This window comes from Marinimicrobium sp. UBA4209 (genome assembly GCF_002381585.1).
GTDB classification, from domain to species: Bacteria; Pseudomonadota; Gammaproteobacteria; order Pseudomonadales; family Cellvibrionaceae; genus Marinimicrobium; species Marinimicrobium koreense.
On record NZ_DFTP01000095.1, the window covers coordinates 1 to 13,722 of the forward strand.

A 13,722-nucleotide genomic window follows, 5' to 3' on the forward strand; every position below is an offset into this window, starting at 1 on the left:
TCGGAGCTTAACGACGCCGAAGATCAGGCCGAACGCTTCAAGGAGCAGGTGCGGGAAAAAGACGCCGGTGACGATGAGGCTATGCACTACGACGCGGACTATGTACGCGCCCTGGAATACGGCCTGCCGCCGACCGCGGGGCAGGGCATCGGCATTGACCGTCTGGTCATGCTGTTCGCCAACGCCGCCTCCATCCGCGATGTGCTGTTGTTCCCCCATATGCGCCCAGAACACTGATAGGGCTACCGAACTTCGCGTAGGGCGGATAAGCGCGCAGCGCGCATCCGCCGTTCCCAACGGCTGCCGCGCCCAACCGCATTTGAAACATCACGAGACTCCAGCCATGAACGTCATCGATATCACTCTCGACAACGCCCAACAGTACGTCATCGACGAATCTTTCAAGCGTCCCGTGCTGGTGGACTTCTGGGCCGACTGGTGCGGCCCCTGCAAAACCCTGATGCCCCTGCTGGAAAAGCTCGCCGACGAATACAACGGCGACTTCCTGCTGGCCCGGATCAATGCGGACGAGCAGCAGATGCTGGCGTCGCAGTTTCAGGTTCGCAGCCTGCCCACGGTGATGCTGATCAAAGACGGCCAGCCCCTGGATGGGTTTACCGGTGCCCAGTCGGAGGTGCAGGTGCGGCAAATGCTGGAGCAGCACCTGCCCAAGGCGTGGGAGCGGGACCTTCAGCAGGCTCAGGCGATGCTCGAAGCGGGGCAGTTTGGTGAGGCGTTGCCGGTGCTACAGCGGGTATATGAAGAGTCCGGCCGAAACCCACAGATCGCCTGCATGGTGGCTCACGCCCAAGTGGAGCTGAATCGGCTCGAAGAGGCGGAAACGACCCTGTCCAACGTAAAACTGGCGGATCAGGATACCCTCTACGAGCAGGTGAAAGCCAAAATCGAATTGAAAAAGCAGGCCGCCAAAACGCCGGAAATCGAGTCGCTGGAGCAGGCCCTCGAGGCCGATCCGGACAATCTGGAAATGCGCTACAAGCTGGCGGTCCAGTACAATCAGGAAGGTTATCAGAAGCCGGCGCTGGAGCTGTTGATCGAGGTGCTGCGTAAGGACCTGGGCTACGCCGACGGCGCGGCGCGGAAAACCCTGACGGATATTATCGCGGCGTTGGGGAAGGGCGATCCGTTGGCGATCGAGTACCAAAGGAAGTTGTTTACGTTGCTGTATTAATAAAAACCCCCAGTCCTCACCGGACTGGGGGTTTTTATTAGCGCCTGACGTGCCGATCGTCGTTACTACTCACTGGCGCTCTTTTCAAATATCCCTTTTCAGTTCTTTTTTTGACCGAAAAATTGCCGATTTTTCAGGCCCCCGGGGCGATGTCGCTCGCCCTCAAGGTGAATCCACTATAGAATAAATTGACAGCGCTGTCACCCCGTTTGGACAATTTTCTTGCTTGGCGTCGGCGGTGACCCGGACGACCGGGAAAAATGCGACCCGCGCGGGGCGGGGCACTTGTCAACGGGGCGTCTTTTCAGGATAGTGCGCCTTCCAGCTACTTTCGACGGAGCTCTCTGTGGCCAAAGCGACCATCGACAATGTTGCCGCCCTGGCGGGCGTCTCTATAAAAACCGTATCCCGGGTGGTGAACAAAGAGCCGAACGTTCGGCAGGCAACGCGGGACAAGGTGTTGAAAGCCATTGATGAGCTCGATTATCGGCCCAATCTCTCGGCGCGCAGTCTGGCGGGAAATCGCTCTTATGTGATTGGTCTGCTCTACGACAACCCCAGTGCCAACTACGTCATCGACGTACAGGACGGTGTGCTGTCGACCTGCCGCTCCCAGGGGTACGACGTGCTGATTCACCCCTGCAATCACCAGGACCCCGACATCGGCCGGGAAATCCGGGATCTGATGCGTCAGACCCGTATCGACGGCGTTATCCTCACGCCGCCATTGTCGGACGTGATGCCAATTCTGGAGGTGTTGAAAGAGCGGCAGTTGCCCTTCGTGCGTATTGCCCCGACCATCGATAAGCCGATCAGTCCTTACGTTGAAACCAATGACGCTGAAGCGGCCTATGATATGACCTGCGAGCTGATTGCGCTCGGGCATGAGCGTATCGGCTTTGTGGCGGGGCACCCGGATCACCGGGCGGTCAGCCACCGGTTTGAAGGCTACCGGGCGGCTCTGGTGGAGAATGACATTCCTCTGGATGAGGCGCTGGTAGTGCAGGGGTTTAACTCGTTCGAGTCCGGCGAAGAGGCGGCTGATGTGTTGCTCGCCCTCGAGCAGGCTCCCACGGCGATCTTTGCCGCCAACGATGACATGGCGGCCGGGGTCATGATGGTGGCGCATCAGAAGGGGTTGCGCATCCCGGGAGATCTGTCGGTGGCCGGCTTCGATGATACGCCGGTGGCTCATCAGATCTGGCCCTCCCTGACGACGGTTCGTCAGCCGATTCAGGCCATGGCCCAGAAGGCGACCGACTTACTGTTGAAGCAGCTTAAAGGCAAGGATGTTCAACTGCCCGCCAGTATGTTGAGTTCCAGTCTGATTCGTCGGGACTCCACCGGCAAACCAATAACGCACAAGCGTTAGGAGCAGTGAGCGGTACCCAGGGGGTGCCGCTCAGGCGTTCAGTTCCGCGGTATTGTCCACCAGCCAGGCGGCGGTGCCGATCAGTGCAGACTTGTCGTGCATGATGATATTGAGCGGGATTCGGCCCACGTAATCGCTCATGGGTCCCTTGTGCTGATAGCGCTTGACCAGGTCAGAACCGTCGATGAAATCCGCCAGTTTGGGGGCAATCCCGCCGCCGATGTAAACGCCACCCTGGGCGCCCAGGCACAGCGCCCGATCGCCAATCGCGCTGCCCAGCATGGCGCAGAACAGCTCCAGGGCTTCGTGGCACAGGGGGTCTTCACCGCTTTGACCTTTGCCGGCCACGTCGGCCGGTTCGTAGTTCTGTACGGTTACGCTGTCGATCTCCGCCAGCGCCTGATAGATCCGGACCAGGCCTTTGCCGCAAATCAGGGTTTCCACCGACACGTGATCCTGTTTCTTCAGGAGATTCTGGAGAATGGCAATTTCCCGCTCATTGCCCGGAGCGAAATTGGTGTGTCCGCCCTCGGTCGGGACAATTTTCCAGCGGTCGCCGCAGGGCACCAGCGCCGCCATACCAAACCCGGTGCCCGGCCCCAGAATCAGCATGGGAGCCTCCGCGTCGGTCTCACCCGTCACCAACGGCTTGAGCATGTCACCTTTGAGGTGGGGGGTGGCATAAGCAAGGGCGGCAAAGTCGTTGATGACGTCCAGGGCGCGCATGCCCAACTGATCGCGCAGCTCGTCGATGCCGAACTCCCAGTCCAGGTTGGTCATGCGCACCCGGCCGTTATGAATGGGGCCGGCAATGGCAAAACAGGCAAAGTCGGGTAGGGCGATCCCGGCCACTTCGGCGTAAGCGTGGACCATCTGATCCAGGCTGGGGTAGTCGGCACAGCGCAGGCTGTGCTGATGCTTGGCGGTAAAGTCGGGCGGCGTTGCGCAGGCGCCGGCAATCTCAACCAGACCGAAGCGGGCGTTGGTGCCGCCAATATCCGCAACCAGAATAAAGCTCATAGTGGTCCCCGTTGTGTGCCGTTCCTGCGAGCCTGTCGCTGTTGGGGCAGGCAGTCGCTGTTCTTGGATAATCGGTTGCCCGATCGAAAAGTGGAGTGAGTCTACGAGCGGTTGACAGCGCTGTCAATAATTCTGGCGTATCACCCCACAAATGTGGCGTTAAAATATGCATGATGATGGATTTCTGACCAGTTTGTGCTCGCGAATTGATCGCCGAGCGAGCCGCCCCGTTATCCGAGTATAGCGGGTATTTGCGCTGTAACCGGTAACATTTTGTTTTTTTTAAAAATGTGGTATTGTCCTTCAAAACGCGGTCAGGACGGTTAGCGATGATCGCTGTAAGGCAGGTATAATCAGCCTTACAAAATGAGCAGGGTAGGAGAAACAGGTTGTAAACGGTTACATGCCAAAATTTATCCTACTCATTCAGCGATTACTGGCAAAAGGATTGTGAATTTAAGGTTTTGTTGAAGTAGGGTGTTGACAGCGCTGTCAGCCCTCAGTAAAGTGAACACAGAATTTGTGGTCGGGGCAGGGTGGTCTCGACCGGTGAGGCGCCGAAGAGGGCAAACATGCCGCTCTTGGTCAATCACCACGATCTCTCACCCTCGATGTCTGGTTGATGCATCGAGGTCTCCCTCTTGCCCTTTACATCTGTAAAGGGCTTTTTTTTGTCTGCAATTTCTTCCTCCCCCTTCCTTCCCACCGCTTCATCTAGTGGTTTGACTCATTAACTGGCATAATCGGCGGCTTTCTGATCCAGGACACTCCCGCCAGGTTCTCGCCTGTCCGGGCAATTCCGCGTTTTGCGCCTGAGTTTGGGTGATCGGTCTATCGTTCACCTGCTACTGACATCGGGCCTATAGAGTAGAACCGTCAACTGTTCGAGGAATCCCATGCAACCACAGGTCAAGCCCCGCAATCCCAACTTTTCTTCCGGTCCCTGCAGCAAGCGCCCGGGATACGACGTGAGTCAGTTGGATGTTTCCACCCTGGGCCGTTCCCATCGTTCCGGGCTGGGCAAGGCGGCGCTCAAGCGCGCCTGCGAAGATACCGCCCGCCTGCTGGGCTTGCCGGAAGGGTACCGGGTGGGCGTCGTACCGGCCTCAGACACCGGTGCGGTGGAAATGGCCATGTGGTCGCTGCTCGGTCAGCGCCCGGTGGACGTCATGCAATGGGAGTCCTTTGGTAAGGGCTGGCTGACCGACATTACCAAGCAATTGAAGCTGAAGGATGTCACCCCGCTGGAAGCCGACTACGGCTACCTGCCGGATCTGACCAAGGTCAATTTTGATCACGACGTCATCTTTACCTGGAATGGCACCACCTCTGGGGTGAAAGTGCCCAACGGCGACTGGATCGCCGATGATCGCCAGGGCCTGACCATTTGCGATGCCACCTCGGCGGTGTTCGCCATGGAGCTGCCCTGGGAGAAGCTGGACGTAGTCACCTTCAGTTGGCAGAAAGTGCTCGGGGGCGAGGGCGCCCACGGCATGCTGATTCTGAGTCCGCGTGCCGTAGAGCGTCTGGAAAGCTACACGCCGGCCTGGCCGCTGCCGAAGATTTTCCGCATGACCAAAGATGGCAAGCTGATCGAGGGTATTTTCCGCGGCGAAACCATCAATACTCCCTCCATGCTCTGCGTGGCCGATTACCTGGATGCGCTCGACTGGATTGACCGCATCGGTGGCCTGAGCGAAGCGATTCGCCGCTCGGAGGCCAACCTTGATGTGCTGTCCACCTTCGTTGAACAGAACGACTGGATTGAATTCCTGGCCAAGGAGCCGGGCACCGTCTCCAACACCAGCGTGTGCTTTACCCTGGATGCCGAGCCAGATCGCGTCAAGGCCATGGTCAAGCTGTTGGATCAGGAAGGGGTGGCTTACGACATCGGCGCCTACCGCGACGCACCTCCGGGCCTGCGTATCTGGTGCGGTGCCACGGTGGAAACCGCCGATATTGAAGCGCTGCTGCCCTGGTTGACCTGGGCCTACGAACAAACCGCCTGATCGGGCAGACGCAACGACGGGTAACCCGTCGACACGACAAAGACAGGAAGACTTATGTTCAAGATCAAGACCTACAACAAAATCTCCGTCAACGGCCTGAATCGCTTTGGCCGTGACCATTACGAAGTCGCCAGCGACATCAATGAGCCGGATGCTTACATTCTGCGCAGCCACAAGCTGCACGATGAGTCTCTGCCGGCCAGCGTACGGGCCGTGGCCCGCGCCGGCGCCGGCGTCAACAATGTGCCGGTGGCGGATTACACCAAGAAGGGTGTGGTGGTGTTCAACACCCCCGGAGCCAATGCCAACGCGGTAAAAGAGCTGGTGCTGGCGGGCATGCTGCTGGCCTCGCGCGGCATCATTCCGGGCATGAATTACGTTCAGACGCTCACCGACATGACCGATGCCGACGAAATGAGCAAGTTGCTGGAAAAGCAGAAGTCCAACTTCGCCGGCTCCGAGCTGATGGGCAAAACCCTGGGCGTTGTGGGGCTGGGCGCGATCGGCTCTCTGGTGGCCGAAACCGCCCTGGCGCTGGGCATGAACGTGGTCGGTTATGATCCGGCGCTGTCGGTGGAAGCGGCCTGGCGCCTGCCCAGCCAGGTGAGCCGGGCGGACAACCTGCAGTCGCTACTGAGCCGGTCCGATTTCATCAGCCTGCATGTGCCGGCCATTGACGCCACCAAACACCTGATCAACGACGAATCCCTCAAGTCCGTCAAAGAAGGGGCGGTGCTGCTGAACTTCGCCCGGGATGCCATTGTCGAGCCGGAAGCGATTGTCCGTAGCCTGGAGGCGAAGCGCCTGCGTCAGTACGTGTGCGATTTCCCGGAGCCCTGCCTGCTGTCCCGGGATGACGTTTACGCCATGCCGCACATTGGCGCCAGCACCCTTGAGGCGGAAGACAATTGCGCGGTCATGGCCGCCGAGCAGCTCAAGGGCTACCTGGAGCACGGCAACATCCGCAACGCCGTGAACTTCCCGGAAGTGAGCATGGAGCGCACCGGCGAGCTGGGTTCACGCCTGACCTTCTGTAACGAGAACGTCTCGGGCGTTCTGGGCCATGTGCTGTCGGTACTGGCGGACCACGATATCAACGTGATTGATATGGTCAATAAGAGCCGGGGCGAGATTGCCTATAACATTATCGACCTGGAGCAGGCGCCCACTGAAGCGGTGGTGCAGGCCGTCTCCTCTGTCGAGCACGTGGTCTCCGTACGCGTGGTGTAAGAGCGGTGCCCGGGCCGCCTTGGCCCGGGCCTTTCCTCAAGCGGAAAACCCTTGCCGCTTTGCCTCTCCGGCCTTACCGCTTTTTTCTCTCCCCCGGATCCCCCTGGTCCAACGCAAGTAGTTCAAGCCATATTAACTTCCAGTAATTCCTTTTATTTCAACAAGTTAAAAAACTTCTTGGTTGGCCTTATGGCGTTGGCACAGGCATTGCTATACTCCTTGTAAGTGTTAATGACTTTGCCGCTTTGGAGTAAAACCAATGGCCATATCCTTCGAATCTGCCTTGGGCGTTCACGAATCCGCGTTCAAGCTGCGTGCGCAGCGGGCGGAGCTGCTGGCCGACAACATGGCCAATGTGGATACCCCCAATTACAAAGCCAAAGATCTGGATTTCCGGCAGGCGCTGGAAGCCCAGACCAGTGGGCGCTCGGGCGTGAATCTCGCGGCCACCCACGGCGGGCACCTGAGAGGCTTTGAAGAAACCGGCCACCCGGATGCCAAATACCGGGTACCCCAGCAGCCCTCCATTGATGGCAACACGGTTGAAGAGCACATCGAACACGCGGAATACATGAAAAATGCCCTGGATTTTCAGGCCAGCTTTCAGTTCCTGAACGGCAAATTCAAAGGCCTCACCAGCGCGCTGCGCGGCGAGTAAACGGGTAGGGGAGTTAAGGTATGTCTCTGGTCAATATTTTTGATGTCGCCGGTTCCGGCATGAACGCGCAGACCGTGCGCATGAACACCACCGCCAGCAACCTGGCCAACGCCCAGACCGCCAGCTCCAGCGTGGATCAGGTGTATCGCAGCCGTCAGCCGGTGTTTGCCCAGATGCAGCGCGATGCACAGCTGCAAATGCAGGGCGGGAACCAGTGGGCGGAAGAGCCGGCTGGCCGCGGTGTTCAGGTGATGGGCATTGTGGAAAGTGATGCGCCGCTGCAGCGTCGCTACGAGCCCGATCATCCCCAGGCCGACGAAGAGGGTTATGTGTTTTACCCGAACGTCAATCCGGTGGAAGAGATGACCAACATGATTTCCGCCTCCCGTTCGTTTCAGATGAACGTGGAAGTGATGAACTCCGCCAAGCAGATGGTTCAGCGTGCGCTGACCCTGGGTCAATAAGGACTGACTGGACTTACTGAAGGTATCGAGCCATGAATCAGGTCAACAACGACAACGCCGCCAACAGCATCCTGAGCAATCTGAACATTGCCAACAAAAACAAGGATGAGGAAAAAACCAATGAGTTGGGGCAGTCGGCTTTTCTGGAGCTGATGATCACCCAGATGAACAATCAGGACCCGCTGTCGCCGCAGGATAACGGCGAGTTTATCGCGCAACTGGCGCAGTTCAGCTCCGTTGAAGGGCTGGAGCGTCTGAATAGCAAATTCGAAGATTTCAGCGGTTCCTTCATGTCCAATCAGGCGTTGCAAGCGTCCTCATTGGTAGGTCGTCAGGTTACGGTGCCCTCGGAAACCACGCAGCTGTTTGAAGGCGGCATTATCAGCGGTTCGGTGAATCTGGAAAGTTCCGCCAGTGATATGCAACTGAACGTTTACAACCCCTCCGGTGAGCTGGTTTCCAAAGTGCCTCTGGGTGCTCAGCCGGAAGGTGAGCTGGCGTTCCGCTGGGACGGTCAGAATATGGAGATTAATGGCGAACTGCTCGATTGGGTGGGCAGTGAAGAGCCCTTGCCAGCCGGAGATTACCGCTTTGAAGTGCTCGCCATGCAAAACGGCGATCGCGAACAGCTCGAGACTGCACTCAGTGCCAATGTCAACAGTGTCACTCTGGGAGATGATGGTCAGTTGACGCTGAATCTCGCTGGAATCGGTGCCGTCAATCTCGGCGACGTCAAACAATTCAACTAAACGCTCCACGGTGTTAAGACGAGGATAAAACCATGCCTTTCAATACTGCGCTCAGTGGCATTCGCGCCGCCAGTTCCGACCTGGACGTCACCGGTAATAATATTGCCAACGCCAGTACCACCGGTTTCAAGTCGTCCCGAGTGGAGTTCGGTGATATCTACGCCGGTAGTATTCTCGGCACTACGGCCAACACCCCCGGCAGTGGTGTAAACCTACAAAACATTCGCCAGCAGTTCAGTCAGGGTAATCGGGTGTTTACCGACAACTCTCTGGACCTGGCCATTAACGGCACGGGTTTCTTTGTCACCAGCAATGGTGGGGACCGACAGTACACTCGTGCCGGCGCCTTCGGTCTGGACGATGAGGGGTTTATGGTGGCCAACAATGGCGCTCGCCTGCAGGGCTTTGCCGCTGATGACGCAGGCAACCTGAATGGCACCTTGAGCGATCTGCAAGTGGATGTCAGCGTACAGGCTCCACGGCAAACCACCGTGTCGGAAGGGCGTTTCAACCTGGATGCGAATGCGGCTGTGCTGGAAAGCAGCGGTCTGGAGTTCAGTACCGATGGCGCCGCGATGGGCATTGCACAGACTGGCCTCAAAGAAGCGACTTCCACCACCACGGATGTGGGTGCCATAGCAGTGCCCATTGACTTTGGAGCGCAGAACACGACATTTGATATTCAACTGAGCGGGTCCCAGCCGGCCTCTGGTAACGGCACTGTTTCCATAACGTTGGACTCCTCCACCGCCAACTCCGTGCAAGACATTGCCAATCTGATCAACAGTCAGATTTTTGGTGCCGCAGCACCGATCAATGTCCAGGCAGTGGCCGACGGCGGTAACCTGTTGTTTCAGGATCTTACCGAAGGGGTCAACTCCACGCTGGATATCAACAATGTGACCGGCGCCAATCCGCTGTCCACCGCGCTAACGGGCGCACCGGCATCCGACCCCGGCTTACCGGAAGTCAGCAACGGATACCAGGCACAGATTTTCGAGTTCCTCCGTGAAAATGGTGATATCGTCAACTTCACCAGCGAAGAGGGTGCCTCTGCGGCCAAAACCGCCTCGGAGTTGAACGCGCTACCGGGTATTACCGCCTCAGCGCGTACCGAGGCGACTATTGTGGGCGGCTCGTTTAACAACAGTAACAACAATTTCACCCTTAACGGTGTGCAGTTGAACTCCACCACACTCGATGGCCTGGCGAACGAAATCAACAATTTGGGGACCTCCCAGTTGGCCGGCATCAGTGCCCAGGTGAACAGCACCGGTGATCTGGAGATCGTATCCCGTGTGGGCACTGATCTGCGCTTTGGTTTTACTGGCATTCAGCCTCCCGGCACGCTGGATGTGATTGGTCGTACCGGCACGGGTACTCAGACGGTGAACACCAACAGCACCGACGTAGTGATCGGGGGTAGTTTGAACGTGCTGATGGACGAGGGCATTAGCTTGAACAGCACTACACCCAGTGTCGGTAACCTGTTTGCCCCCCTGACCGAAGACAGCTTTAACGAAGTGGCCATCAACGCGTTTGATCCGAACGATCAGCGCACCTACAACCACTCCACAACCTCAACCATCTACGACAGCCTGGGTAATCCGCATACCCTGGAGCAATACTTCGTTCGTCAGCCCTACGACCCGGCGGATCCGAACACCTCCCCCAACCAGTGGATGATGTACGTGCAGGTGGATGGCCAGAACGTTGGCGACCCGGACCCGTCGCTGCCGGCACCGGAGAACTCTCAGCCGACCATGGCGTCGTTCAATGTGCACTTCAACAGTGATGGTTCGCTCAATGAGGACCTGACCGACGACATGTTGATTTCCAACTGGACGCCAAACAACGATGACGGGACCGCCGCCGGCGCGCTTGGCCCTCTCAACGTGCTTCAAGGGGGGCAGCTACCGGTAACCGAGCCGCCCAGCAGCTCGAACTTCCAGATTTCTCTGGATGGCACCACCCAGTTCGGCACCGACTTTGGTGTGGAAGAGCAGGATCAGAACGGTTACACCACTGGGCGCTTGTCTGGGGTGGATATCAGTGAAGACGGTACCATCTTTGCGCGCTTTACCAATGGCGAAGCGGACGTTCTCGGACAGGTGGCTCTGGCCAACTTCAATAACGTGGAAGGCTTGAGTCCGGTGGGTGACACCTCCTGGGTGCAAACGTCGGACTCCGGTGAGCCGGTGATCGGTTCGCCGGGCACTGCCCAGTTGGGGACGGTCAATGCCGGCGCGTTGGAGGAGTCCAACGTGGATCTGTCCACTCAGCTGGTGAACCTGATCATTGCCCAGCGTAACTTCCAGGCGAGCTCAAAAACCATCGAGACCGCCAACCAGGTGACCCAGACCATCATTAACCTGCGATAAACGGGCTTAACGAAAGTGGGGTAACGGCGGATCGCACGACAGTTTGCGTAGGGCGGATCGGTCCGACGCCTCGGAGCGCAAAGCGCGCATCCGCCGTTACCCCACCATCCACCAAACACCACCACACGCCCTCCGGACAACACGGCACCATATGGGTGCCCTACGCACTTCACCACCACACAACCCCTTGACCACGATTTCCGTCATTCTGGCACCCATCTTGCAAAACATCCCCCAACGGCCCAAAAAGCGACAATTTTTCCGCACCCATCGGGGGAATACACCATGGATAAAGCGCTCTACATCGCCATGACCGGCGCCAAGCACAATATGCTGGCGCAGACTAACCACTCCAACAACATGGCCAACCTGAACACCACCGGTTTTCGGGCGGACTTCGCTCAGGCCCGCAGCATGCCGGTGTACTACGGTGATGGTCATCCCACCCGCGCCTATGCCCTGACCGAGCGGCCGGCCACGAATTTTGAGCCCGGGCCCATGAACGCCACTGGGCGGGATCACGACATTGCTGTCCAGGGCGATGGCTTTATCGCCGTTCAGGCACCGGACGGCACCGAGGCTTACACCCGCGCCGGCGGCCTGCACATTGATCCCCTGGGTATTCTTCGCAACGGCAGTGGCCTGGCGGTCATCGGCAACGATGGTCCGATCGCTTTGCCGCCGCTGGAAAAGCTGGAAATCGGCACCGATGGCACCTTGTCAATTGTGGCTCAAGGTCTGGGGCCCGAGGCCATGGTGGAGATTGACCGGATCAAGCTGGTCAATCCGGACCTGGCCGAGGTGTCCAAAGGTGAGGACGGCCTGTTCCGTCTGGACGGTGGCGTACCCGCGCCAGCCGATGCCCAGGTGAGTGTGGCCACCGGCTTTCTGGAAGGCAGCAACGTCAACGCGGTGAACGAGTTCACCCAGATTCTCAGCCTGTCTCGTCAGTACGAAATGCAACTGAAGCTGATGCAGACCGTTAAGCAGAATTCGGAAACCTCGGCACGGCTATTGCAAAACGGTTAGTAACGTAATGCCAAGGGTCGGATTTAGGGCCCAAGGCGGAAAAACTTTGCCGCAAGGCGGCAAGCACTGAAGCAGATACCCGACAGAGAGAACACACCATGCACGCAGCACTGTATGTCAGCAAAACCGGTTTGAGTGCTCAGGACAAACAACTGACCACCATCTCCAACAACCTGTCCAACGTGGGCACGGTGGGTTTCAAGCGCGACCGTGCGGTGTTTGAGGACCTGCTGTATCAAACCCAGCGCCAGCCCGGCGGCCTTGCCAACCAGAACAACGAGTTGCCCTCCGGTTTGCAGTTGGGCACCGGTGTGCGAGTTGTCGCGACGCAGAAAGAATTTACGCCTGGCAGCCTCGAAGTGACCGATCAGGCATTGGATGTGGCCATCAATGGTCGCGGCTTTATCCAGGTACTTCAGCCCGACGGAAATCTGGCATACACCCGCAACGGTCAGCTGCAGATCAACGGCGAAGGGGAGCTGGTCACCAACAGTGGCCTGTTGATTGAACCGGGTATCGTGATTCCGGAGAACACCAGCCAGATCAATATCAGTGAAGACGGCATCGTCTCCGCGCACTTCACCGACGATCCGCAGCCTCAGGAAATCGGTCAGATTCAGTTGGCGGACTTTATCAATCCGTCCGGTCTGGAAGCGATCGGTGGCAACCTCTATGTCGAAACCGTGGCCAGTGGCAACCCGGTGATTGGGGCGCCGTCGGAAGAGGGCATGGGGTCACTCAAGCAGGGCATGCTGGAGAGCTCCAATGTGGACATCGTGCAGGAAATGGTGGATATGATTTCCACTCAACGCGCCTACGAGCTGAACTCCAAGGTCGTGTCCAGCGCGGACCAGATGCTCCAGTACATTAACCAGACCCTGTAACGAGGCTTCTGCCATGATCACCGCTGCACTGATTCGCTGCTGCCAACAAACGCTCGCCCGAGCTGCTCTGCTTCTGCTGGCGGTGAGCGTGTCGGCGTGCGTGACTTACGAACGGCCGGTGCCAGGCGACCCGTATTACGCGGCCACCATCCCCACGGCGTCCAGCGTGCCACAGCGCACCGAAGGCTCCCTGTACCAGGGTAACTATGGTATGGCGCTGTATACCGACCGCAAGGCGTTGAACGTCGGCGACATCATCACCGTGACGCTTTCCGAACGCACTGTCTCTAGCAAGAGTTCCGGCGTTTCAGTGGACAAGGAAAGCGAGCTGGATTTCAACGCGGGCCCGCTGCTGGGTACGAACCCAAGTTTTCGCGGTAACACGCTAGACACCAACCTGAGTCAGAACCGTTCCTTCAGCGGTGATGCAGGCGCCGATCAGAGCAATAGCCTGCAAGGCAATATCACCGTGACCGTAGCGGAAGTGCTCCCCAACGGGGGCTTGGTGGTGCGCGGCGAGAAGTGGATCACCATCAACCGCGGCGATGAATTTATTCGCATCAGCGGCATTGTTCGGCCCGACGACGTATCGCCTGATAACACGGTACCGTCCACTCGGCTGGCCAATGCCCAGATTTCCTACAGCGGCACCGGCACCCTGGCGGACTCTCAGTCCATGGGCTGGTTGTCCCGGTTTTTTAACAGCGGTTACTGGCCATTCTGAGCGAGGCTGA

At 58.2% G+C, this 13,722-nt stretch carries 13 protein-coding genes; 12 read left to right on the forward strand and 1 reads right to left on the reverse strand.

What is annotated here, in order from left to right:
* From B3187_RS13995 to B3187_RS14005, 3 genes are all read left to right on the forward strand, one after another.
* Positions 1-237 (forward strand): amino acid--tRNA ligase-related protein (locus B3187_RS13995; RefSeq protein ID WP_286807097.1); only part of this gene is annotated, 237 nt, incomplete at its 5' end.
* 106 nt (positions 238-343) lie between these two features.
* Positions 344-1,192: a thioredoxin gene (gene trxA / locus B3187_RS14000; RefSeq protein ID WP_286807098.1), complete on the forward strand. Its 849-nt coding sequence runs from the start codon at positions 344-346 to the stop codon at positions 1,190-1,192.
* A gap of 346 nt (positions 1,193-1,538) precedes the next feature.
* Positions 1,539-2,564 (forward strand): LacI family DNA-binding transcriptional regulator, encoded by a 1,026-nt coding sequence (locus tag B3187_RS14005; RefSeq protein ID WP_286807100.1) that lies wholly within the window; start codon positions 1,539-1,541, stop codon positions 2,562-2,564.
* Between the two features lie 30 nt (positions 2,565-2,594).
* On the opposite strand, the gene glk is transcribed toward B3187_RS14005, so the two are convergent.
* Positions 2,595-3,668, reverse strand: coding sequence for a glucokinase (gene glk / locus B3187_RS14010; RefSeq protein WP_339619251.1), 1,074 nt, complete (start codon positions 3,666-3,668; stop codon positions 2,595-2,597).
* Between the two features lie 812 nt (positions 3,669-4,480).
* Here glk and B3187_RS14015 point away from each other — a divergent pair.
* The 9 genes from B3187_RS14015 to flgH all read left to right on the forward strand — a co-directional run bounded on the left by B3187_RS14015 (position 4,481) and on the right by flgH (position 13,712).
* Positions 4,481-5,593, forward strand: coding sequence for a phosphoserine transaminase (locus B3187_RS14015; protein ID WP_123637187.1), 1,113 nt, complete (start codon positions 4,481-4,483; stop codon positions 5,591-5,593).
* Between the two features lie 54 nt (positions 5,594-5,647).
* Positions 5,648-6,823 (forward strand): 3-phosphoglycerate dehydrogenase family protein, encoded by a 1,176-nt coding sequence (locus B3187_RS14020; RefSeq protein ID WP_286807101.1) that lies wholly within the window; start codon positions 5,648-5,650, stop codon positions 6,821-6,823.
* Positions 6,824-7,082: 259 nt separating this feature from the next.
* Positions 7,083-7,481, forward strand: coding sequence for a flagellar basal body rod protein FlgB (gene flgB / locus B3187_RS14025; protein ID WP_286807102.1), 399 nt, complete (start codon positions 7,083-7,085; stop codon positions 7,479-7,481).
* 20 nt (positions 7,482-7,501) lie between these two features.
* The gene (gene flgC / locus B3187_RS14030; protein ID WP_024459939.1) at positions 7,502-7,945 is read left to right on the forward strand and encodes a flagellar basal body rod protein FlgC; all 444 of its coding nucleotides are present in this window, start codon (positions 7,502-7,504) and stop codon (positions 7,943-7,945) included.
* A gap of 32 nt (positions 7,946-7,977) precedes the next feature.
* Entirely contained in the window at positions 7,978-8,694 is a 717-nt protein-coding gene (locus tag B3187_RS14035) for a flagellar hook assembly protein FlgD (RefSeq protein WP_286807104.1), read from the forward strand.
* A gap of 32 nt (positions 8,695-8,726) precedes the next feature.
* Positions 8,727-11,075 (forward strand): flagellar hook-basal body complex protein, encoded by a 2,349-nt coding sequence (locus tag B3187_RS14040; protein ID WP_286807105.1) that lies wholly within the window; start codon positions 8,727-8,729, stop codon positions 11,073-11,075.
* Between the two features lie 285 nt (positions 11,076-11,360).
* Positions 11,361-12,104 carry a flagellar basal body rod protein FlgF gene (locus tag B3187_RS14045; protein ID WP_286807106.1) on the forward strand — a complete coding sequence of 248 codons (744 nt, stop codon included), beginning with the start codon at positions 11,361-11,363 and terminating at the stop codon, positions 12,102-12,104.
* 98 nt (positions 12,105-12,202) lie between these two features.
* Positions 12,203-12,988: a flagellar basal-body rod protein FlgG gene (flgG, locus tag B3187_RS14050; protein ID WP_123637191.1), complete on the forward strand. Its 786-nt coding sequence runs from the start codon at positions 12,203-12,205 to the stop codon at positions 12,986-12,988.
* Between the two features lie 13 nt (positions 12,989-13,001).
* Positions 13,002-13,712, forward strand: coding sequence for a flagellar basal body L-ring protein FlgH (gene flgH / locus B3187_RS14055; RefSeq protein WP_123637192.1), 711 nt, complete (start codon positions 13,002-13,004; stop codon positions 13,710-13,712).
* Positions 13,713-13,722 lie beyond the last annotated feature (10 nt).